Source organism: Herbaspirillum autotrophicum (assembly GCF_001189915.1).
Classification (GTDB): domain Bacteria; phylum Pseudomonadota; class Gammaproteobacteria; order Burkholderiales; family Burkholderiaceae_D; genus Herbaspirillum; species Herbaspirillum autotrophicum.
In genome coordinates this window covers 1-23,567 of record NZ_LFLS01000037.1, presented here as the reverse complement: position 1 = coordinate 23,567, position 23,567 = coordinate 1, and the positions used below count along the sequence as shown (strand labels likewise).

Annotated in this window: 16 protein-coding genes, 1 other RNA gene and 1 pseudogene; 10 read left to right on the top strand and 8 right to left on the bottom strand. The window is 58.2% G+C overall.

The features are described 5' to 3' along the window. The first annotated feature begins 49 nt into the window (after positions 1-49). Positions 50-1,228 carry a pyridoxal phosphate-dependent aminotransferase gene (locus AKL27_RS22635; RefSeq protein WP_050465139.1) on the top strand — a complete coding sequence of 393 codons (1,179 nt, stop codon included), beginning with the start codon at positions 50-52 and terminating at the stop codon, positions 1,226-1,228. A 100-nt stretch (positions 1,229-1,328) separates the two neighbouring features. Here AKL27_RS22635 and AKL27_RS22630 read toward each other — a convergent pair whose 3' ends face one another. Beyond that, positions 1,329-2,279, bottom strand: a complete 951-nt coding sequence (locus AKL27_RS22630) for a transglycosylase SLT domain-containing protein (protein ID WP_050465138.1) — start codon at positions 2,277-2,279, stop codon at positions 1,329-1,331. A 453-nt stretch (positions 2,280-2,732) separates the two neighbouring features. Between AKL27_RS22630 and ubiD the strand changes: the two genes are divergently transcribed. From ubiD to AKL27_RS22610, 5 genes are all read left to right on the top strand, one after another. Beyond that, a complete protein-coding gene (gene ubiD / locus AKL27_RS22625; RefSeq protein WP_050465137.1) occupies positions 2,733-4,217 on the top strand; it encodes a 4-hydroxy-3-polyprenylbenzoate decarboxylase in 1,485 nt (494 codons plus the stop codon). A 119-nt stretch (positions 4,218-4,336) separates the two neighbouring features. Beyond that, positions 4,337-4,435: signal recognition particle sRNA small type (ffs, locus tag AKL27_RS27285), an RNA gene on the top strand. A gap of 134 nt (positions 4,436-4,569) precedes the next feature. Then, a complete protein-coding gene (locus AKL27_RS22620) occupies positions 4,570-5,694 on the top strand; it encodes an efflux RND transporter periplasmic adaptor subunit (RefSeq protein ID WP_232311071.1) in 1,125 nt (374 codons plus the stop codon). Between the two features lie 49 nt (positions 5,695-5,743). Next, positions 5,744-8,818, top strand: coding sequence for an efflux RND transporter permease subunit (locus AKL27_RS22615; protein WP_050465135.1), 3,075 nt, complete (start codon positions 5,744-5,746; stop codon positions 8,816-8,818). Between the two features lie 251 nt (positions 8,819-9,069). Then, the gene (locus AKL27_RS22610; RefSeq protein WP_050465134.1) at positions 9,070-9,354 is read left to right on the top strand and encodes a DUF4148 domain-containing protein; all 285 of its coding nucleotides are present in this window, start codon (positions 9,070-9,072) and stop codon (positions 9,352-9,354) included. A gap of 34 nt (positions 9,355-9,388) precedes the next feature. Here AKL27_RS22610 and AKL27_RS22605 read toward each other — a convergent pair whose 3' ends face one another. The 6 genes from AKL27_RS22605 to AKL27_RS22580 all read right to left on the bottom strand — a co-directional run bounded on the left by AKL27_RS22605 (position 9,389) and on the right by AKL27_RS22580 (position 18,656). Further along, the gene (locus tag AKL27_RS22605; protein WP_050465133.1) at positions 9,389-10,783 is read right to left on the bottom strand and encodes a heavy metal sensor histidine kinase; all 1,395 of its coding nucleotides are present in this window, start codon (positions 10,781-10,783) and stop codon (positions 9,389-9,391) included. Further along, positions 10,780-11,493: a heavy metal response regulator transcription factor gene (locus AKL27_RS22600; RefSeq protein ID WP_050465132.1), complete on the bottom strand. Its 714-nt coding sequence runs from the start codon at positions 11,491-11,493 to the stop codon at positions 10,780-10,782. Before AKL27_RS22600 ends, AKL27_RS22605 begins: the two co-directional genes overlap by 4 nt. A gap of 16 nt (positions 11,494-11,509) precedes the next feature. Next, positions 11,510-14,683: an efflux RND transporter permease subunit gene (locus AKL27_RS22595; RefSeq protein ID WP_050465131.1), complete on the bottom strand. Its 3,174-nt coding sequence runs from the start codon at positions 14,681-14,683 to the stop codon at positions 11,510-11,512. Continuing rightward, entirely contained in the window at positions 14,680-15,876 is a 1,197-nt protein-coding gene (locus AKL27_RS22590) for an efflux RND transporter periplasmic adaptor subunit (protein WP_050465130.1), read from the bottom strand. The genes AKL27_RS22595 and AKL27_RS22590 overlap by 4 nt, the downstream gene beginning before the upstream one ends. A 26-nt stretch (positions 15,877-15,902) precedes the next feature. Beyond that, positions 15,903-17,381, bottom strand: coding sequence for an efflux transporter outer membrane subunit (locus AKL27_RS22585; protein WP_269749268.1), 1,479 nt, complete (start codon positions 17,379-17,381; stop codon positions 15,903-15,905). 195 nt (positions 17,382-17,576) lie between these two features. Next, positions 17,577-18,656 carry a LacI family DNA-binding transcriptional regulator gene (locus AKL27_RS22580; RefSeq protein WP_050465129.1) on the bottom strand — a complete coding sequence of 360 codons (1,080 nt, stop codon included), beginning with the start codon at positions 18,654-18,656 and terminating at the stop codon, positions 17,577-17,579. Positions 18,657-18,909: 253 nt separating this feature from the next. On the opposite strand from AKL27_RS22580, the gene AKL27_RS22575 reads away from it, so the two are divergent. From AKL27_RS22575 to AKL27_RS22560, 4 genes are all read left to right on the top strand, one after another. After that, a complete protein-coding gene (locus AKL27_RS22575; RefSeq protein ID WP_050465128.1) occupies positions 18,910-19,938 on the top strand; it encodes a TRAP transporter substrate-binding protein in 1,029 nt (342 codons plus the stop codon). Between the two features lie 77 nt (positions 19,939-20,015). Further along, positions 20,016-20,555, top strand: a complete 540-nt coding sequence (locus tag AKL27_RS22570) for a VOC family protein (protein ID WP_050465127.1) — start codon at positions 20,016-20,018, stop codon at positions 20,553-20,555. A gap of 14 nt (positions 20,556-20,569) precedes the next feature. Next, complete coding sequence (locus AKL27_RS22565) at positions 20,570-21,838, top strand: ribulose-bisphosphate carboxylase large subunit family protein (protein ID WP_050465173.1); 1,269 nt, start codon at positions 20,570-20,572, stop codon at positions 21,836-21,838. Beyond that, a complete protein-coding gene (locus AKL27_RS22560) occupies positions 21,835-23,178 on the top strand; it encodes a four-carbon acid sugar kinase family protein (protein ID WP_050465126.1) in 1,344 nt (447 codons plus the stop codon). Before AKL27_RS22565 ends, AKL27_RS22560 begins: the two co-directional genes overlap by 4 nt. 40 nt (positions 23,179-23,218) lie before the next feature. Here AKL27_RS22560 and AKL27_RS28205 read toward each other — a convergent pair. Next, positions 23,219-23,567, bottom strand: a pseudogene (locus AKL27_RS28205) (PTS fructose transporter subunit EIIBC); the annotation flags it as partial.

The window sequence follows — 23,567 nt, the reverse complement described above, 5'->3', positions numbered from 1 at the left end:
TCTGGATGTCGTCGCTGACGGCATCCTGTCTTTTCTGAAAAATCGCTCCATGAGTTTTACCGATCTCGCTTCGCGTTTGCAAAACATCGCGCCGTTCCACGTCATGGAACTGGCAAAAATGGCCGCCGCACTGGAACAGCAGGGCCGCCATATCATTCATATGGGTATTGGCGAGCCGGATTTCACGGCGGCACCGGCGGTGGTCGCAGCTGCTACGCAAGCCATGGCCGATGGCAAGATGCAATATACGTCAGCCACCGGTTTGCCGGCATTGCGCGAAGCCATCTCGGCGCATTATCAGCAAGTGTACGGATTGCAGATTGCGCCTTCGCGCATCGTCGTCACCGCCGGCGCTTCGGCAGCATTGCTGCTGGCTTGTGCGGCGCTGGTGGAAAAGGATGCCGAAGTCTTGATGCCGGATCCGTCTTATCCTTGCAACCGCCATTTCGTGGCGGCGTTCGAGGGCAAGTCGAAACTGATTCCGAGTGGCCCCGAACATCGTTTTCAGTTGTCGCCGCAAATGGTGCGCGACAACTGGTCGGCACAGACTCGCGGCGTGTTGCTGGCGTCGCCATCGAATCCGACCGGCACCTCGATTTTGCCCGAGGCATTGCGCGAGATCGTTGCCATCGTCAACGCAAAACAAGGCTTCACTATCGTCGATGAAATCTATCAGGGTTTGTCGTATGAAGGCGCGCCGTTTTCCGCCTTGTCGCTGAGCGACGATGTGATCGTCATCAACAGTTTTTCCAAATACTTCAACATGACCGGCTGGCGACTCGGCTGGCTGGTGTTGCCGGAACGGCTGGTGGCGCCGATAGAAAAGCTGGCGCAGAACCTGTTCATCTGCGCTTCGTCGATTGCGCAGCATGCGGGTATTGCCTGTTTTGCGCCGGAATCGATTGCCATCTATGAAGAACGCAAAGCCGAATTCAAACGTCGTCGCGATTACATCGTGCCGGCGCTGGAACGACTTGGCTTCAAGGTGCCGGTCATGCCGGACGGCGCATTTTATGTCTATGCCGATTGCAGCGCCTTGAGCGATGACGCCGATCAATTGTCGATCGACATGCTCAATCAGGCCGGCGTGGTGTTGGTGCCGGGGCTCGATTTCGGACCATCGACGGCGCACAGCTATATTCGTTTGTCTTACGCCACCTCGATGGAAAATCTGCAGGAAGCGGTAGCGCGGCTGGAAAAGTTTTTTGCAGAGCGCCGCAAGGCATAAGGCTGATTACCTGACCGGCATCTCCGGTACCGACGTAAAAAAAGGAGCCGAAGCTCCTTTTTTATTGCTGTCGCACGCTGTGCGTGCAATGCAATTTGCCTTACAGTGCTGCGAATTGCTCGCCGGTACCAGCCTGCTTTTTGTCGGCAGAGGCAACTTCCCCTTCGCTGACATTCTTCGGCTGAGCCACAACAGTCGGACGTCGCACGATGGCCGTGGTGAATATCGACACGTTCTTGCCAGTCGCGACTTCCTTCAGGTTATGGTATTCCGACAGTACCTTGGCGCCATAGCCGCCGTCATTTTCCATCTCGGCCGCACCGACATAGGTTTTCAGGCCGGCTTCGACCGAACCGCCACGGGTGACATACTCTTTCAGGATCAGCGAGCCGACCTTGATATTGGCAACCGGATTGAGTGCAGCCTTGACGCCGCCCAGTTCCTGGAATTTGTCATGGTGAATCTTGGACATGACCTGCATCAGACCTTGCGCACCCATCGGGCTTTCGGCAAACGGATTGAAGCGCGATTCGATGGCCATCACCGCCAGAATCAGCAGTGGATCAAGCTTGATTTCGCGGGCTGTCAGATAAGCAGCCGACACCAGCATGTCAGTGGCATCACCGGCAACGCGGTAACGTTTTGCCAGCCAGTTGGTCACCAGTTTTTGCTGGCGCGGATTGCCGATCATCTGGCGCTCTTCGGCGGTCATCGGACCCGCGGCAACGCTGGAAGCAGTGGCGCCGGTGGTGGCAAATGACGCTGCGGGCGTGTCCATCAGACTGGCCAGCGGCGGTACTACCGGCTCGGCCTGTTCGACTGGTTCCTCGGCGGAGAACGGCGACATGGCAATAATCTTGTCGGCGAAATCCGGATTGAAGAACATCATGCCCAGAACGAACAGGGCGGCGATGCCAAGCAAAGTCACGGCGCGGTGTGCTGCAGTAAAAAAACGACCAATTCTTGAACGCACGGACTGCGTCCATTGTGCTGACTGATCAACCGTATGTCGGGCCGTATTTAACGACGCCTCGATGGGCTGGTTTAACATTGAACCTCCTGATTCGTTGCGACTTACAGGGAGCGGCCGGGTCGGTGGCGACATGCCGGGGGCTCCATATGCATCGCAATCTATACACTACCGTCGCAAAGCGTTACGGCGATCGTCGCTGTCTGCTGTTCTGACGGCTAGGGCGCCTGCCAGTGCAAACAACATGTTCGGGGGAGAAGGCTGACGCCTTTTGAAAACACTCCATAAAAATGCCTGTGGGACCCCGCTCCCGTGAAACCCTGTTGAGCTGATTCGGGTTCCAGACCCGGCTCCTTTACTCAAGGTGCGCGAATTGTAGAAGCCACTTTATATCAAGTCAATACTATAAAAGTAACTTAATATAACTTTTATGTCTTACATTTATGAGGGTGATCCGCTAAAAATCAATAAAATCAACCGTTTGGCCCGGGTACCTCATCTTTGGGATCGGCAAAAGAAAATCAGTTAAAACAAATGAAATATTCAGATTTACGCGATTTTATTTCGCAGTTGCAACATTCGGGTGAGTTAAAGCGCATTTCTGTGCCGGTTTCGACCCATCTGGAGATGACGGAGATCTGTGACCGCACTTTGCGGGCTGCCGGACCGGCACTGCTGTTCGAGCAGGTAAATGGAAAAAATATCCCGGTGCTGGCGAATCTTTTCGGTACGCCGCGCCGCGTGGCGCTTGGCATGGGCGCCGAAGACGTCAGCGAATTGCGCCGCATCGGTCACTTGCTGGCGCGTCTGAAAGAACCGGAACCGCCGAAGGGATTCAAGGATGTGCTGGGTCTCGGCTCACTGGTCAAGTCGCTGTGGGACATGGCGCCCAAGGAGCGGCGCTCGGCGCCTTGCCAGGACGTGGTGTGGGAAGGCAGCGAAGTGGATCTTGAACGCTTGCCGATTCAACACTGCTGGCCCGGTGACGTGGCGCCCTTGATTACCTGGGGTTTGGTGATTACCAAAGGCCCTAACAAGAAGCGGCAAAATCTCGGTATATACAGACAGCAGGTCATCGCGCGCAACAAGGTCATCATGCGCTGGCTGGCGCATCGCGGCGGCGCACTGGATTTTCGCGATCACTGCATTGCCAATCCCGGCCAGCCTTATCCGGTGGCGGTTGCGCTGGGTGCTGATCCCGCCACTATATTAGGAGCAGTCACGCCGGTGCCGGACAGTTTGTCCGAATATCAGTTTGCGGGTTTGTTGCGCGGCAGCCGGACTGAACTGGTGAAAGCCATGGGCAGCGAATTGCGGGTGCCGGCTTCGGCCGAGATCGTGCTGGAAGGGCATATCTATCCCGACCAGTCGCACCCGTCCGGATATGAGCATGCGCTGGAAGGTCCGTACGGCGACCACACCGGTTATTACAATGAGCAAGACTGGTTTCCGGTGTTCACGATCGACCGCATCACCATGCGCCATGATCCGATCTATCACTCTACGTATACAGGCAAGCCGCCTGACGAACCTGCGGTGCTGGGCGTGGCGCTCAACGAAGTCTTCATTCCGTTGTTGCAAAAACAATTCAGCGAGATCACGGATTTTTATCTGCCGCCGGAAGGATGCAGCTATCGCATGGCGGTGGTGCAGATGAAGAAGTCTTACGCCGGCCATGCCAAGCGTGTGATGTTCGGGGTCTGGAGTTTCCTGCGCCAGTTCATGTATACCAAGTTCATCGTGGTGGTCGACGAGGATGTCGATATCCGTGACTGGAAGGAAGTGATCTGGGCCATTACCACGCGGGTCGATCCGGTGCGCGATACCGTGCTGGTCGATAACACGCCGATTGATTACCTCGATTTCGCGTCCCCGGTCAGCGGTCTCGGCAGCAAGATGGGCATTGATGCGACCAACAAGTGGCCGGGTGAAACCAATCGTGAGTGGGGCCGCACGATTACCATGACCGATGAAGTCAAACGGCGCGTCGACAGCATCTGGCAGAATCTCGGTATATAAGAGCGTGAGCGCATATCAGAAGTGTGGGAACGCACGAATTTTGCATCAGAGCATCTGCGATTTTACTGATATGCGTGGCACGCTTCTGCGGCGGCGCAATTTAGAGTACAATTCACGCCGGCGGGCCCCTGCGCATTGTGGCATGGTCAATCTGGTCAGGTCGGGAACGAAGCAGCCACAGCCATTTCCTGCAAGTGCCGCAGACAAGGCTCGCCTCTTATTGCAATTTCTTAATTACGTCATTACACCGCCGCCGGTACCTAAAAAAATAATAGCGCGGTTGTTGGTGGGACAGTAACCTCAATCATTCATCTATTCCGCTATGCGTGTATCTGTCAGGCGTTCTCTTATCGTGGCCGGACTGGTCGTGGCCGGCTTGCTGGTGTGGCAGGCAATGCGCGAGCGCGCTCCCGGCCAGAAAAAAACCGCTGCTGCGCAAACCGTCAAAACCGCTGTCGCCGTGGTGCAGACCGTACCGGTGACGGTAACGGCCAACGGCTATGTCACCGCCATCAATACCGTGGATGTGCGTCCGCAAATCCAGAACGTGGTGCGTACCATCCATGTGAAAGAAGGTCAGGATGTCCGCGCCGGCGATCTGTTGTTTACGCTCGATGATCGCGGCGATGCCTCCGGAGTCGCCAAGGCGCAGGCGCAACTGGCCAGCAATCGTGCCGATCTGCAGGATGCCGAAGCCAGTCTCAAACGCAATCAGGATTTGCTGGCCAGGCAGTTCGTGTCGCAAGCCGTCGTGGATACGGCGCAGACCCGGGTGGATACCTTGCGCAGCACGGCCGAAGCCGGCAGTGCCGCTTTGCAGGCCAGTCATGTGGCGCTCGGTTATAACCAGATTCGGGCCAGCATCAGCGGCCGGCTTGGTGCGATCAGCGTGCATCCGGGCAGTCTGGCGCAACCGACCGGCACCGCGATGGTCACGATTGCACAACTGGATCCGATTGCCATCAGCTTTTCAGTACCGGAGCGCGAGCTCTCTTATATAGTAGCGTCGTATCCCGATGGCGCCGCACCGGTGGTCGCGATCAAGGCGGACCAGTCGCAGCAGCACGGCAAGCTGATGTTCATCGACAATACCTCGGATACCCAAAACGGTACCATCCGCATGAAGGCGCGCTTCGACAATGCCGGCCGCAGCCTGTGGCCGGGCACTTATGTCAATGTCAGTCTGGTGGCGCGCACGCTGGAAAATGCCGTCGTGGTGCCGGCGCAAGCCATCGTCACCGGCCCGACAGAAAAATTTGTCTATGTGGTGCAGCCCGATAATCTGGTGGCGGCGAAAACCATCGAAGTGACTGCCATCGAACGTGGGCTGGCGGCTGTCGCCGGCCTGACAGCGGGCGCCAAGGTCGTGGTTGAAGGCGCGCAGAATTTGCGTCATGGCGTGCTGGTCAAGGAAGAAAAAGTCGCGGGGGAAAGCACCGATCTGAAGCCGGTGCGCGTGAGCCGGCAATGCTGCTGAAGATGCCGGTTCCGATTTCGATCTCAATAAGAACAGAGGGCAAGCTGCGTTGAATATCTCCGAATTGTGCATTCGCCGTCCCGTGATGACAATCCTCTTGTCCATCGCAGTTGTGGTCATCGGCGTGTTTGCCTACGCCAAGCTGCCGATTGCCGCGCTGCCCAGCTATAACACGCCGGTCATCAATGTCACCGGTTCCTTGCCGGGCGCCAGTCCGGAAATCATGGCAGCCTCGGTGGCAACGCCGCTCGAAAAGCAATTTTCTACCATCGAAGGATTGGTGACGATCAGTTCCACCAATACCCTTGGCAGTACCTCAATCACCCTCGAATTTTCTTCCGACCGCGACATCGATGCGGCAGCGGTCGACGTGCAGGCGGCCTTGTTGCGTTCACAGCGCAATCTGCCAGTGGAAATGACGTCGCTGCCGGCCTATCGCAAAGTCAATCCGGCCGATGCGCCGGTCTTGTTGCTGGGGTTGACGTCACCCTCGATATCGCTGGCCGAACTCGATGACTATGCCGAAAATCTGATCTCGCCATCGCTGTCGACGATTGACGGCGTGGCCCAGGTATCGGTCTACGGCCAACGTCGTTTTGCGGTGCGCATCAAGGCGCGGCCGGCTGAACTGGCGGCGCGCAACATGACGTTGGATGAACTGGCGACCGCGATCAAGGCGGCCAATGCCAATTCACCAGTGGGGGTGCTGGACGGACCGCGCCAGAGCCTGACCCTGCAAGCCAACAAGCAATTGCCGAATGCCGACGCCTTCCGCCAACTGGTGATCAACAGCAGCAACGGTTATGCCATGCGCTTGTCGGATGTGGCCGAAGTCGAGGACAGTGTCGAATCGACCAAGAGCGGCAGTTGGGTCAACGGCGAACCGTCGATTGTGCTGGCGGTGCAACGTCAGCCGAATGCCAATACGGTCGCGGTAGTGGATGCCGTCAAGGCGACTTTGCCGCAGTTCAAGAGCCAGATGCCGGCCTCGATCAATGTGCATTTGCTCAATGACCGTTCGGTCTCGATCCGTGATGCGATTGCCGACGTCAAACACACCCTGGTGCTGACCGTGATTCTGGTCATCATGGTGATTTTCCTGTTCTTGAAGCGCTTGTCGGCAACGGCGATTCCCGTGGTGTCACTGCCGATTTCGCTGATCGGTTGCTGCGCGCTGATGCTGTGGCTCGGGTACAGCCTCGATAATATTTCGTTGTTGGCGATCACCATTTCTGTCGGTCTGGTGGTCGATGATGCCATCGTCATGCTGGAAAATATCGTACGCTACGTCGAGCAAGGCATGGACCCGATGAGTGCTGCACTCAAGGGGTCGCGCGAAGTCGGGTTTACCATTTTGTCGATTTCGATTTCGCTGGTGGCCGTGTTCATTCCGATCTTCTTCATGCCGGGGGTGATCGGCCTGATGTTCCATGAGTTCGCCGCAGTGGTGTCGCTGGCGATTCTGGTGTCGGCAGCGGTGTCGTTATCGCTGGTGCCGATGCTGTGCAGCCGTTATCTGAAACACGAAGATCACACCAACGAAAACTGGCTCAGCCGCAATTTCGAGCGCGGCTTCAAGGCAGTGTTGAACGGATATACTGCCGGCCTCGACTGGTGTCTGCAATACCGGCGCCCGGTATTGGTGCTGGCGCTGGCGACCTTGCTTGGCACCATTGCCTTGTTCGTGACGATTCCGAAAGGGTTCTTCCCGAGTGAAGACATCGGTCAGATCAGCGTCACGGTGGAAGGGCCGCAGGATGTGTCATATCCGGCCATGGTTGCGCTGATCAAACGCGCTGCCGATATCATCCGCCACAATGACAATGTCGACAGCGTTACATCGCGCACCAGCGGCACCAATACCGGCTCCCTGTTTGTCGGTCTCAAGCCGCTCAAGACAAGGGCCTCGATGGATACCGTGCTGGAACAACTGCGCAAGGAAACCGGCGGCATTGCCGGCTTGTCGGTATATTTTTCGCCGGTGCAGAATTTGCGGCTGGGCGGTCGCTCCAGCAAGAGTCGCTATCAGTATGTATTGCAAAGTGTGCATCCGGAAGAATTGCCTGATTGGGCCAACCGGATTCAAGCCCGCATGCGTGCCGATCCGATATTCCGCGACGTCACCAGTGATTCGCAAACCAATGGCTTGCAGGCGACGGTGGAAATTGATCGTGATCGCGCCAACGACGCCGGCGTGCAGGTGGCCGATATCCGTACCGCGTTGTACAGCGCGTTCGGTGACCGTCAGGTATCGACGATTTTCACCAGCAACAACAGCTATCAGGTCATCTTGCAAGACAACAGTTCCGGGGTACAGGATGAGTCGGCGCTGAGCCGGATTTATGTGCGCAGCAAGAGCGGCGTGTTGGTGCCGTTGCTGAGCGTGGCCAAAGTCAAGCGCGAAGCAACTGCGGTTTCCGTCAATCATCAGGGCCAGTTGCAGGCCATCACGATCTCGTTCAATCTGGCCCCGAACGTGCCGCTTGGCGATGCCAGCCGGACCATCGGCCAGATCACCGATGACTTGAAACTGCCCAATAGTATCGCTACTTCCTATGCCGGCGATGCTGCGGTATTCCAGTCTTCGCAAAGCAGCCAGGTGGCGTTGCTGTTACTGGCGATTGCCGTGATTTATGTGTTGCTCGGCGTGTTGTACGAAAGTTATATTCATCCGCTGACGATTCTTGCCGGCTTGCCATCGGCCGCGATTGGCGCTTTGCTGGCCTTGCGTCTGTTCGGATTTGAACTGACCTTGATTGCCACTATCGGCATTTTGATGCTGATAGGTATCGTCAAAAAGAACGCCATCATGATGATCGACTTCGCACTCGATGCCCAGCGCACGCAAGGCATGGCGCCGGCGGCCGCGATTCGCGAGGCGTGCATACTGCGTTTTCGTCCGATCATGATGACCACGCTGGCAGCGCTGATGGGGGCATTGCCGATTGCCTTCGGCCTCGGTGCCGGCGCTGAATTGCGGCAACCGCTGGGGGTCGCGATTGTCGGCGGCTTGCTGGTGTCGCAAGTGATTACGCTGTTCATCACGCCGGTCATCTATCTGGCGCTTGATCGCTTCAGCGGCAGTGGTCCGCTGCAATTCGAAAGCGATAAAATCACGGCGTAGTTTCTTCAATGCCAATGTGATTTCTCCAGCGCACGCGCCGTTCTGGTGCGTGCCGACACGTTTGCTTACAAATGACAGAATCGTCATATTGGTGTCAGCGTGCTGTTGCCTTCTGCGGACTATTCTGTCATCAGCGATGAGGCCGAAATCAATTCTTGCCATACATATGTGCACCGACCCGTGTCCATATGCATGGCAAGAATGACCGACACCCTCGCTGACCATTGTGTTCAATTTTCCGGAGAATCAACATGCGTATAGCAACCCTCATTCTGGCCGTCGTGGCCGCCAGTGCTTCTGTTTCCGCTTTTGCTATCGATAACAATCAAACCGATCCGGCCAATCCGCCGTCGCTCAGCCGCAGTGAAGTGCATCAGGAGTTGTTGCAAGCCGAAGCACAAGGAATGACCGCCGAACGTAATAACTATCCGGTCGTTACCACGGAGCCATCACACATGACGCGCCAGCAAGTCACGACAGAGCTGCAACGCTACGAGAGCAGCGGCGCTGATCACGGCTTATTCAACGGCGCCTGATTGGCCAACTGAGTTACACCGACACTGAGTCAGTTCAAGGGCGGCCGCCACCGATCGTGAAACCGATCGTGGTCTGGCCGCCTGTGCTTGCAGCGAATGCGCCGCCGCCATGCATGCGGGCAATTGCCTTGACGATGGCCAGGCCGAGACCGTGGCCGTGGATGCCGTTGCGATCCTGACGCGCCGAATCAATCCGGTAAAACCGATCAAACAAACGCTGCAAGTGTTGTGGCGCAATGGGTGCGCCCGGATTCGATACTGCCACCTGTACGGCGTCGTTGGTGGCGTGAATTTCGATATTGATGTGCGCCCCGGCTGACGAGTGTTGTATGGCGTTTTGCAACAGATTGGTCAAGGCCCGCCGAAACAAGGCGGTCTCGATCATGGCGCGGGCTTTGGTGTCACCGTTGACGCTGACGCTCATGCCGCTGTCATCCAGAACGAATTCAAAAAAATCGACCGTCTTTTGCACTTCTTCCGAGATCACCGCATGACTCAGGCTGGTTGCGGCTTCGCCCTGATCCGAACGTGCCAGAAACAGCATGTCGTTGATGATGGAGCGCAGCCGGTCCAGTTCTTCCAGATTCGATTGCAATACCATTTCAAATTCCGGCGCGCTGCGCTCGCGCGACAACGCCACTTGCGTTTCGCCGATCAGGTTGGCCAGCGGGGTACGCAATTCGTGGGCGACATCAGCATTGAATGCTTCCAGTTGTTTGTAGGCATTTTCCATGCGATCCAATGCCCCGTTGAAAGCTTGCGCCAGGTCCGACAATTCATTCGGCAGTGCCGATACGGCCAAGCGTTCCGATAAGGTTTTGGGGCTCAGGGTTTGCGCCTTGTCCGACATTTTCTTGAGCGGTTGCAAGCCGGCCTTGGCAATCCAGTACCCGAACAGAATCACCAGCAGCACACCGATGGCCGACAGGCCAATCATGGCGCCGAGGAAGGTGCGCAGCGTTTCATAGTACGGCTCGGTATCGACGCCGACGGTGAGCCGTATCGGCGGCCGGTCTTCAAATGCCGGCAACACCTTGGTCAGCGTATGCATCGGAAATTCCTTGCCTTTGATGCGCAGCCGGCCGACGTCGCCGGGGTCGTAATCGAAGTCGTGCAAGTCCGCCAGATCCTTGCCGTAGGTGAAGCGCGGATCGTCGCTGAAAATCCAGAAGCGCACCTTGCCGTCGGCCGGCGTCAGCGTATCCAGTTTGGTTTGTACCCGGGCCCAGCGATCCGTGGTGCCGACATGCGACACCATGTACTGGATGTCGTTGAAAGTGGTGTACAGGCCATCGCGCTCATGCCGCAACAGTTCGCCCTTGACCACTGCATACAGGACGGCGCCGATCAGTGAAAAAATCACCAGTGCCGATGCGGCAAACATCAGCACCAGACGATTGATGATGGAATTTTTGACGGAGCTTTTCATACACTGTCATCGATATGGCCGGCGGCTTCGGCGGCGGCATGATTGCGCAATTCGAGCACATAGCCCATGCCGCGGATGGTGTGCAGCAATTTTTCCGGAAACGGTGCATCGATCTTGGCGCGCAGGCGTTTGATGGCAACTTCGACCACATTGGTATTGCTGTCGAAGTTCATGTCCCATACCAGTTCGGCAATCGCCGTCTTCGACAGGATTTCTCCCTGACGGCGGGCCATGATCGCCAGCAAGGCAAATTCCTTGGCGGTCAGATCGATGCGCTGACTGCCGCGCGTGGCTTTACGGCTGAGCAGGTCAATCTGCAGATCGCCGATCCGCAACTGCGCCGGTTCCTGCACGCGACCGCGCCGGGTCAGCGCCTGCAAGCGCGCCAGCAATTCCAGAAACGAAAACGGTTTGATCAGATAATCATCGGCGCCGTCGTGCAAACCCTTGATGCGGTCTTCCACGCTGTCGCGCGCGGTCAGCATGATCACCGGCGTCTGCTTGATGGCGCGCAGTGCGCGCAATACCGAAAACCCATCCAGCCCGGGCAGCATCACATCGAGCACGATGACATCGTACTCATGCTCGATGGCCAGATGCTGGCCATCGATGCCGTTGGCGGCGAGATCGACCGTGCAACCCTGTTCGCTCAAGCCTTTGAACAGGTAGTCGGCCATCTTTTGTTCATCTTCGACGATCAGGATTTTCATAAGAGTATCTGCTAATTCAGTGTGATTCTATTACGTCTGGCGGTGCGGCTCCTTTTTTTGCTGCCTTGCGGTCTTTGCGCGCCTGCTTGCGGCGTTCAAACCAATAATGGGCGCGATCCAGGTAAAGATAAACCACCGGTGTCGTAAACAAGGTCAGCGCTTGCGACAGCACCAGCCCGCCGACCATGGCGTACCCGAGCGGACGCCGCAATTCGGAACCGGCGCCATGGCCCAGCATCAGCGGCAAGCCCGACAGCAGGGCGCACATGGTGGTCATCATGATGGGGCGGAAGCGCAACAGGCAAGCCTGATAAATCGCTTCTTCCGGTTTCATGCCCTGTTGCCGTTCCGCCGTCAGCGCAAAGTCGATCATCATGATGCCGTTTTTCTTGACGATGCCGATCAGCAAAATGATGCCGATCAGCGCAATTACGCTCAAGTCGTAACCGCCTGCCATCAGGATCAGCAGCGCACCGACCCCGGCCGACGGCAGCGTCGACAGAATCGTCAGCGGATGGATGTAGCTTTCATACAGCAGACCAAGCACGATATACACCGCGACCAGCGCCGCCGCGATCAGATACGGCTGCGAGGACAAGGAATCGCCGAACGCCTTGGCGGTACCCTGGAAGGAACCGCTCAGGGTTTGCGGTACCCCCATGTCGGCCTGTGCCTTGACGATGGCATCGACGGCTTCACCCAAGGCAACACCCGATGCCAGATTGAAGGAAATGGTCACGGCCGGGAATTGTCCCTGATGGCTGATCGACAGATAAGCGGTCTTGGTGGTGTCGATCTTGACGAAGGTCGACAGCGGCACCTGCATGCCGGTCAGCGGCGAGGTCAGATACAGTTTGTTGAACAAGGACGGATCTTGTTGCAGTTCCGGCGTGATCTCCAGAATCACGTGATAGCTGTTGATTTGGGTGAAGTACTGCGCAACCTGCCGCTGGCCGATGGCGTCATAGATGGTGGAGTCGATCAGCGCCGGCGAAATGCCGAAGCTGGAAGCCCGCGCGCGGTCGATGGTCAGGGTTGCAGTGGCGGCGGCATTTTGCTGATCGGATGCCAGATCCGTCAGTTGCGGCAACTGACGGAAACGGTTCAGCAATTTCGGTGCCCAGGCATTCAATTCGTCCAGATTCGAATCGGTCAGCGTGTACTGATATTGGGTACGCGCCAGGCGACCGCCGACGTTGATATCCTGGCTGGCTTGCAGGAACAGGTTGACGCCTTGCACCTTGGCGATCTGCGGCCGCAGCCGGGTGATGATCTGATCGGCATTGGCCGTACGGCCTTCCGATTTGGGCTTGAGCGCAATGAAAAAATTCCCGGTGTTGAATGTGGTTTGACCAGCGCTCATGGCGAAGCCGGTGACATCCGGATCTTTGCGCACGATGTCGGCCAGTTGCAGCATGCGCTGGCGCATGGCACCGAATGACGAGTCTTGCGCCGATTCGGCAAAACCGGCAATGACGCCGTTATCCTGTTGCGGAAAGAAGCCTTTGGGAATGATCACGAACAGCACCACGGTCGCGGCCACGGTGGCCAGGAATACGCACAGCGTGATGAACTGATGCCGCAGCACCACATGCAGGCCGCGCTTGTAACCGTTGAGCATGGCATCGAAGCCGCGTTCGAACAATTGGTACATGCGACCGTGCGATTCGGCGTGACTGTTGCGCAGGAAGCGCGAACACAGCATCGGCGTCAGCGTCAGTGAAATGATGACCGACACGGCAATCGTCAGGGTCACCGTCACCGCAAACTCGCGGAACAGGCGGCCGACGATGCCGCCCATCAGCAGCAACGGAATGAACACCGCCACCAGCGAGACTGAAATCGAAATAATGGTGAAGCCGATTTCGCTGGAGCCCTTGAGCGCTGCTTCCATCGGCGACATGCCTTCTTCCACGTAGCGGTAAATGTTTTCCAGCATCACGATGGCGTCATCGACCACGAAGCCGACCGCAATCGTCAGCGCCATCAGCGACAGATTATCGAGGCTGAAGCCGACCAGATACATCACGGCGGCAGTACCCATCAAGGCCAGCGGCACCGTCACGCTGGGAATCAAGGTCGCGGCAACATTGCGCAAGAACAGGAAAATCACCAGCACCACCAGGGCGATGGTCAGCACCAGCGTGAACTCGACATCTTCGACCGATGCGCGGATGGTCTGGGTGCGGTCGATCAGCGTATTGACGTGAACGCTGGCCGGGATCGCTGCGCGTAGCCGGGGCAAGGTGGCCTTGATGCGGTCCACGGTTTCAATGACGTTGGCACCCGGTTGCTTGGTGATGGCCAGCACGATCGAGCGGCCGTTGGTAGGCGCATTGTCTGGCGTGGCGGCGGCGCCGGCAAAGGCCCAGGCTGCCAGCTTGACATTTTCCGGGCCGTCGATGGCAGTGCCGATGTCGCGCACGCGGATCGGCGCTCCGTTTTTGTAAGCCAGCACCATGTCATTCCAGGGCGGAGCGCTCAGCAACTGGTCATTGGTATAGACCGTGAAACTCTGACGGCTGCCATCAACCGTACCTTTCGGCTGATTCACCGTGGTATTGGCAATCACCGTGCGCACATCTTCCAGACTCAGACCCAGCGTGGTGAGTTTGGCCGGGTCGACCTGAATCCGTACCGCCGGTTTTTGCTGACCATTGACGCTGACCAGACCAACGCCCGAAATCTGCGAAATCTGTTGCGCCAGAATATTGTCGGCGTAATCGTTGACCTGAATCAGCGGCAACACTTCCGATTGCACCGACATGATCATGATCGGCGAATCGGCCGGGTTGACTTTGCGAAACGTCGGCGGATTGGGCAAACTGGCCGGCAACTGGCCGCTGGCAGCAGTGATCGCCGCCTGCACATCAAGTGCGGCAGCATCGATATTGCGATTGAGATCGAACTGCAACGTGATTTGCGTGGTGCCCAGTGCGCTTTGCGACGTCATCTGGGACAGGCCGGCAATCAGCGAGAACTGCCGTTCCAGCGGTTGCGCCACATTCGACGCCATGGTTTCCGGATTGGCGCCCGGCAAACTGGCAGAGACCTGAATCGTCGGAAAGTCGACCTGCGGCAGTGGCGCCACCGGCAGCAACGGCCATACCGCGATGCCGACCAGCAACAGCGCAATGGCCAGCAGCGTGGTGCCGATCGGGCGCTTGATGAAGGTGGAAGAAACGCTCACTTGGCGGCTCCTTTGTCAGCGCCGGCAGTGCCAGCGGCACTGGCCGGTGCGGTGGCAGGTTTGCCTTCCACTACCCTGGCGCCCGGTTTGAGCTTGTACTGGCCATCCACCACCACGCGCTGATCCAGTGTCAGGCCATTGCTGACGACGGCGATGCCGTCCTGAATGCGGGCCACCACGACCGGTTGCATGCTGGCAGTGTTATCGGCACTGACCAGATACACATAAGTGCCATCCTGACCGCGCTGAATTGCCGCCGCCGGCACCGTCAGCACATTGCCGTGATCCCCCATGATCAGATTGACATTGACATACTGGCCCGGCCACAAGGCATGCTGCGGATTGGCAAACCGTGCTTTCAACTGCACGGTGCCGCTGCTGGTATCGATCTGATTGTTGACCAGAATCAGGTCGCCGGTGGCCAGCGGTTGCGCGGTGTCGCGCGCATAGGCAATTGCCTTCAAGCCATTTTTGGCGGACGACTGTGAATGATTGATGGCCGGCACTGCCTCACCGGGCAGGGTGAACAAGACCGTGATCGGATCGATCTGATTGATCACCACCAGGCCGGTGGCGTCGGCCGCATGCACGATGTTGCCGGGGTCAACCAGACGCACGCCGGTGCGCCCGCTGATCGGCGCATTGATGGTGGTATAGCTCAGTTGCACATTGGCGTAGTTGATCTGGGCATCATCGGTTTTGATGGCCGCTTCCAGTTGTGCCACCAATGCCTTTTGCGTATCCAGTTGCTGTTGCGTGGCGGCGTCTTGCTGTTGCAGCGTGGTGTAGCGTTGCAAGTCAAGTCTGGCATTGATCAGCTGCGCCTGATCCTTGGTCTTCTGGGCTTGGGTTTGCGCCAGTTGTGCCTGCAACGCACGCGGATCGATTTGCGCCAGCAACTGACCGGACGTGACGTCTTGTCCTTCGACAAAGGCCACCTTGTCGAGCTGGCCATCGGTGCGCACCTTGACGGTCACGCTGGCATTGGCAGTCACCGTGCCTACGCCCGACAGATAGAGCGGCAGATCTTGCTGCTGCACCTTGGCAGTAGTGACCGACACCGGCGCATTCAGATTGGCCGGCTGTACCGGTGCGCTTGAATGAAACATCTTCCAGCCGCCATAGCCAAGCAGCGCCAGAATGGCGATGCCGATGATCAGGGTGGAAGGTTTGACTGCGGATTGAGTAGTCATGCGAAAGCTCACTTATTCGGTTTTTATCAGTATTTGTCGGATTTTTCGGTGGTCTTGCGGGTGCTGGCCGGTTGCTCGATTTCATCGGCATGCCAGCCGCCGCCGGTGGCCTTGATCAGGGCGACGCTGGCAACCAGCTGGCGCCCCAGCAATTGCACCGCGGTGCGCTGATTGCTCAATGCTGCCGCCTGCGCGGTCACCACGTTCAGGTAAGTCGCGGTGCCGGCCTGATATTGGCTCAGTGCCAGCCGCTCCGACAGTTGCGCGGCGCTGACGGCGCGCTCCTGCACTTGACTTTCCTGATCCAGTACGCGCAAGGTCGACAAGTTGTCTTCCACTTCCTGGAAGCCGCCCAGCACGGTCTGTTTGTATTGCGCCACGGAGGCATCGAAGGCGGCCACCGCCTGATCGCTGCGGGCGCTGCGCAAGCCGCCGTCAAACAAGGTTTGGGCGAGGGCTGCGCCGAGTGACCAGATGCGTCCCGGGGTGTTGAACAGATTGGCGAAAGAGGCGCTGCTATAACCGCCGCCGGCACTTAATGTCAGTGCCGGGAAATAGGCCGACCTGGCGACCCCGATGTTGGCATTGGCAGCAGCCGCCAGGCGCTCGGCATTGGCAATGTCCGGCCGCCGTTGCAACAGATCAGACGGCAGCCCGGTCGGAATGTAGGGCAATTGCGCCTGCAAGGCACCGCTGCGAGCAGGCAATGCAAATGCCGACGGGGCTTTGCCGAGCAGGATGGCAATTGCATGTTCGAGTTGATTGCGGGTGGCATCCAGATCGATCAGTTGCGCCTGCGCCGACAACAACTGGGTTTCTGCCAGCGCCACATCGGCACGCAGCGCTACACCGGCCTGATATTGATGCTGGGTCAATTGCAGCGAGCGGGTATAGGCAGCGACTGTGCTCACATACAAATCCTTTTGCAGATCGGTGACGCGCAATTGCAGATAGTCTTGTGCCAGCGTGGCCTGAATGCTCAGACGAGCGGCGGCCAGACTGGCGGCGCTGGCCTGGCTGTTGGCGTCGCCGGCTTCTGCCGTGCGCCGGATCTGGCCCCAGAGATCAGGTTCCCATGAGGCATTGACGCCGACACTGTAGGAGTCGCCGAGATTGAGGCCATTGGTATTGGTTTGGGCCCGACCGGCACCGGCCGAAATGCCGGCGGTCGGCCAGAACCCGGCGCGCGCGACGCGGGCGGTGGCCTCGGCCTGACGGTACTGCGCTTCTGCCTGCTTGATATTCTGGTTGGCGTCATTGGCCTGCGTGATCAGCTCGTTGAGCTGACTGTCGCCATACACTTCCCACCAATGGTGATTGCCGTCGATCTGGCCTGGCACGGCAGGTTGCCATGGCCCGGTTTCTTTGTAGCTCTGCGGCAAGTCCATTTGCGGCCGCGCATAGTCGGGACCAACGGCACATCCGGCCAGCGCCAGCGTCAGCGCTGACAGGCCGCAGGCGGTACGCAAACGCCGCATGGTCGGGGGTGAAAAGGAAGGGAGCATAGAAGCGCAGCAAGCATTCAAGAGTGAAGAAGCACGGATCCAATGTGCCGCGCGGCAATCGTCGCGTCGGAAAAATTGAAAGATAGTTCACTCTACTTGGCACTGCTCAACCGGTTGCTGACAGAAAAATGACAATTCTGTCAGTTTCGGCGTTCACCCCGGCTGGCGGACGAAAGCGGGGAATTCAGCGGCGCTTCAGGGCAGGTTTTCGCGCAAAACGATGCTGATGCGCACCGCTTCGACGCCCGCCAGCGCCTCCTTGCGTTCGCGCAGGTTGGTAAAAATGCGGACACAGTTCATGATCATGTTTTGCGGTTGCTGGGTCAGCACTGCATCCATGGTGCCATCGATCAGCAAACCACGCGTGTCCGGCGTCAGGCCGTGGCCGACGAACACCAGTTTCTGGTCGCGTCCGCTTTCCTTCAAGGCGCGGCCGACGCCATCGGACGCACCGCCGATGTTGTACATCCCGATCAGATCAGGATATTGCTCCAGCAGGGTGCGCGCCTGTTTGTAATTGGTGTCGGCATCATCATGTCCTTCGCGCAGCCCGACTACTTCGATATGGGGAAACATTTCTTCGATCACATGCAGAAATCCCATTTCGCGTTCTTCATGACCGCGATAACTGAGGCTGCCGGCAATCATGGCGATCTTGCCGCCGTGCTTGTGGCGTTGACTGCCATTGCCCAGAAAGCGGCCCAGCAGATAACCGGCAGTGCGGCCGGCGGCGCGGTTATCCATGCCGACGTAGGCAGTACGCCGTGAATTCGACAGGTCGGAAATCAGGGTCACCACATGCACACCGGCTGCTACCAGCGTATTGACGGCCTCGCGCACCAGCGGATGTTCGAGCGCCATGAAGGCGATGCCATCAGCCTGGCGGCCATGATGCAGCAAGCGCTGGGCCAAAACCGCAGGGTTGAAACCCTCGATGTGATGGCATTTGCATTTGACATTGAATGGTGCCAACTGGTCTTCGGCGAAGGCGATGTAATCACCGAGCATGCGCATGAAACGATTGCTCTCCGGCGGCAACAGAAATACCAGCCGCATCGGCTTCGGTTGCATGGCCTTGTACAGATCGGCCTCCGGCAGGTAGTCGAGTGATGCTGCAATTTTCAAGACCCGTTGCATGGTTGCCGCTTTGACGCCGGGGCGCTGATTCAGCACGCGGTCCACAGTCGCTGTCGATACTCCTGCTGCCTGGGCGATATCCACCACGCGGGCGCGTGATGCAGAAGTGATCTGGGTGACGGGGACAGAGGCGGGCATGGTGTGATTTGAGAGCAGTGTCAGGGTTGCGAAATCAATCAAAAACCATCATAAAACGTCTTTGACCGGTACGAAGGGTAGGGAATATCCTGAGTTCCGTAAATGCATGTTAAATCAAAAGACATCAAAAGAATAGAAAGAGACAAGCGCTTCCGACAGCTCTGGCAACACGCCGCAGGCAGTATGTGCGACCGCGTGGGGACGGGATGGCTGCATGCTCTTTTTCGCCAATCCAATCTCAGGAGACAAACAGATGCATACCATTACACGTCGTAACTTCATCAAGACGGTTTCACTGGCGTCGGCCGGCGCCGCGGTCGGCGGCTTGTCCATCGGCAGCGCGCATGCGGCAGCGGAATTCGTACTGAAATACGCCAACAATTTGCCGATGACGCATCCGATGAATGTGCGCGCCAAGGAAATGGCCGCCAGGATTGCGGCCGAGTCCAAGGGCCGGGTCGAGTTGCAGGTCTACTCCAACGGTCAGTTGGGTACCGATACCGATATGTTGTCGCAGGTGCGCGCCGGTGCCATCGACTTCTTCACGATTTCGCCGGAAGTGCTGGGCACTCTGGTATCGGCCGGACAGATCAGCGGCGTCGGTTTTGCCTTCCGCGATTACAACCAGGTATGGGCCGCGATGGATGGCGAGCTTGGCGCCCATGTGCGCAAGCAGATTGCCGCCAGTACTTCCTTGTTCGCCTTCGAACGCTGCTGGGATAACGGCTACCGCCAGGTCACTACCAGCACCCGCGCCATCGCCAAACCGGAAGATTTCAAGGGCATGAAACTGCGCGTGCCGCCCAGCCCGCTGGCGACTTCCTTGTTCCGTGGTTTCGATGCGGCGCCGACCAGCATCAATTTCGCGGAAGTGTATTCGGCATTGCAAACCAAAATCGTTGAGGGCCAGGAAAATCCGCTGGCGGTGATTTCGACCGTCAAGTTCTATGAAGTCCAGAAATACTGTTCGATGACCAATCACGTCTGGAGCGGTTTCTGGTTCATGGGCAACAAGAAGTCATTCGAACGGCTGCCCAAGGACTTGCAGGAAATCGTTGCCCGCAATATCAACGAAGCCGGCGTCAAACAGCGGGTCGACGTCAAGGCGCTCAACGATTCGCTGGTGGCTGAAATGAAAGCCAAGGGCCTGCAATTCAATGAAGTCGATAACGATGCCTTTCGCAACAAATTGCGCAGCGCCGGCTTCTATACCGAGTGGCACAAAAAGTTCGGCGATGAAGCTTGGGGCCTGCTGGAAAAATATACCGGCAAGCTGGCCTGAGCGTTGCCGGCAGCGCCGGCAATCGTGCGTTCTTGCATCACGAATTTCACATATCTCATCTGAGACAGAGGATAACCATGAGCAGATTTCTCGGAGAAATCAAACAACTCGGCTATGTCGTCGAAGACATTCAAGCCGCGATGACATATTGGAGCGAAGTGTTGGGCGTCGGTCCCTGGTATTACATGGAGCGCGTGCCGCTCAAGAACTATCGCTACCAAGGTCAGCCATACGATATTCATTCCTCGGTGGCGCTGGCCAATTCCGGCGGCGTGCAGGTAGAGCTGATTCAGCAACGCAATGATGCCCCTTCCATGTATCGCGATTTCTTGCAGGCTGGTCGCACCGGTTTGCAACATCTGGCGTACTGGACTGAAAATTTCGATCAGGATCTGGAGCGACTGCTGGCGCAAGGGTACAAGATAGGCATGAGCGGTGAAGTCGGTGAACGCGGACGTTTCGTTTATTTCGAGACCGAATTCCATCCCGGCACCGTGATTGAATTGTCTGAAATCGCCGGTCCGAAAGGCACCGTGTTCCGCATCATTCGCGAATCCTCTGTGGGCTGGGATGGCAGCGATCCGGTGCGCACCTTTCCTGATCTGAGCAAGATGTGATGACGGCGGCAATCATGGCTGAAGATCGTTTTGTCGCCGACTATCTGATCGAGACGCCGCTGGATCCGGCGCAAGTCGCCGAAGTGATGGCCGGCGAGCAATCGTGCGGCACCTTTGTGCGAGTGCAGGGGGAAACCGATCAGTTGCGCAATCGCGCGCGGGCGGTGGTGTTGTCGGTGACGGAGCTGGAAGCAGCGACCGTCCCGAGTTTGCCCAATGCCTGGTTGCAGCGACAACAGATCAGCGGGCCGTGGCGTCGGGCCCGGGTTCGGATTGCCTTTCCGATTGACAATGTCGGCGCCAATTTGCCGACCCTGGCGGCCACCGTGGCCGGCAATTTGTTCGACCTCGGTGAAGTGACCGGCCTGCGCTTGCTGTCGCTGACACTGCCGCCGGCGTACCGCAAGCAATTTGACATGCCGCGTCATGGCATTGCCGGTACCCGCGCGCTGACCGGCGTGGCCGAGGCGCCGCTGCTGGGTACCATCATCAAACCGAACGTCGGGTTGAGCGCGCTGGAAACCGGTGAACTGGTGACGCAGTTGTGCGAAGCCGGTGTCGATTTCATCAAGGATGACGAAGTGTGCGCCAATCCCGTGCATGCACCGTTGCAGGAACGAGTGCGCGAAGTCATGCGGCGGGTGCGGGTTTATCAGGATAAAAGCGGCCGGCGCGTGATGGTGGCATTCAATATCACTGACGAGCTCGACGCCATGCGCCGCCATGCCGACCTGGTTGAGCAAGAGGGTGGTTGCTGCGTCATGGTGGGGGTGAACTGGTGCGGCTTTTCCGCGATCCAGAGTTTGCGGCGCAGTACCGGTCTGGCGCTGCACGGACATCGCAACGGCTTCGGCATGATGTCGCGCCAGCCGGCGCTGGGGATGTCATTCTCGGCCTATCAGAGTTTATGGCGACTCAGCGGCGTCGATCATTTGCATGTGCATGGATTGAGCGGGAAATTTTCCGAATTCAATGATGAGGTAGTGCAATCGGCCCGCGATTGTCTTACGCCGATGGCTGCTGATGATGCGGTGATGCCGGTGTTTTCGTCGGGCCAGTGGGCGGGCACGGTGCCGGCTACCTTCGAGGCGGTGCACAGCAGCGATGTGATTTTTCTGTCGGGTGGCGGCATTCTGGCGCATCCGGATGGACCGCAAGCCGGCGTCGCCAGTTTGCAGCAAGCCTGGCAGGCGGCGCGCAGCGGCGTCAGTCTGACCGATTTTGCCAGCCATGCACCGGAATTGAAGCGGGCGCTGGAATTTTTTGGTCCGCGTCTGAAATGACGCCAGCCGGTATGGACACGGCGACGCCGCGCATCTGTTTTTATGGTGATGATTTCACCGGCGCGACCGATACCTTGGCCACCGCCACTCAGGCCGGATTGCGCAGCATCCTGTTTTTACGCATTCCGAGCGCAGCGCAACTGCGTGCTGCCGGCACGCTGGATTGCCTTGGCATTGCCGGTGCCGCTCGCGCCATGGACGCGGCAGAGATGGAAACCGAACTGGAACCGGTGGCGACATTTTTTGCCGGCCGGGCACCGGTCACGCATTACAAGATCTGCTCCACGTTCGACAGCGCCGCGCAGGTCGGCAATATCGGTGTCGCGCTCCGGATATGGCGACGCCACATACCGAATCGTTTCGTGGCCATCGTGGGCGGTCAACCCAATCTGGATCGCTATTGCGCATTCAGTCATTTGTTTGCCGCAGTACGCAAGGGTGGTGAAGTGGTCAGAATTGACCGCCATGACACCATGCGCCGGCATCCGGTGACGCCATTGCACGAATCCGATTTGCGTCTGCATTTGCAGGCGCAACAACTGCGCGTGGCAGCAATCCATTATCCGGTCTATGCCCGGGGCGATGACGCGCTGGATCAGCAGATCGAACAAAAACTGACGACCAGTTCCGATGCGATGTTGTTCGATATCGCGGAAGCGGCGCATCTGGCGCCGGTCGGACGCGTGATCTGGCAACGCGCAGTGCGGCAACCATTGCTGGCAATTGGCGCCAGCAGCGTGGTGCAGGCCTTGTGCAGTCATTGGCAGCAGCAAGGACAATTGCCATCCGCGACAACCGTCAGCCGCGACAATGTTGCTGCGACCGACGGTCCGGTATTTGTACTGGCGGGCAGTTTGTCGCCGGTGACGGCAATGCAGATTGCCGCGGCCACTTCCTTTCGGCATGTCATGCTGGACGCGCAAAGCCTGATCGATGGCGACGAACAATACATCGCCGCAGCATTGCAGTCGATTGCGGTACAACTGCGCGCCGGGCTTCACGTGCTGGCCTGCACCGCTGCTGCGGACGGCGGGCGCAAGTTGCTTGATGCGCCCGATGCCGCGCGCCGATTGGCGCACGCCGGCGGTGAGTTCTTGCGGCGACTGTTGCAACTGATGCCACTGCGACGCGTCGGCGTGGCCGGTGGCGATACTTCCAGTTATGCCTTGAAGGCACTGGATATCTGGGGCTTGTCGTATCTCGGCAATCTGGCGGCCGGGGTCGCCTTGTGCCAGACCCATGCGGATGCATCGCATCTGCATGGCATGCAACTCATGCTCAAGGGTGGTCAGATGGGGGGCGCCGATTTGTTCGAATTGCTGGTGCACGGCCAGCCCTGACGGTGCGATGCACACGACACCATCCTGACCGGCATTCACTTCAGTCGGGCTGCACCGGTTTTTTTGCCAGTCGCAAACCGAGCGCGGTAACGACGGTGCCAGCCGCCAGCGCCAGAATATAACCGAGGATGTGGGTTACCGCATGCGGAATCGGCAAGACGAAAATGCCGCCGTGCGGCACTTTCAATTCAACCCCGATCAGCATGGTGATCGCTCCGGTCACCGCAGCGCCGGCCACCAGTGCCGGGATCACCCGTAACGGATCGCGCGCCGCATAGGGGATGGCGGCTTCGCTGATGAAGGCGAGGCCAAGGATGGCGGTGGCGTTTCTGGCGGCGCGCTCATCGCGGGTAAAGCGATCGGCGAACATCATGCACGCCAGCGCCAGC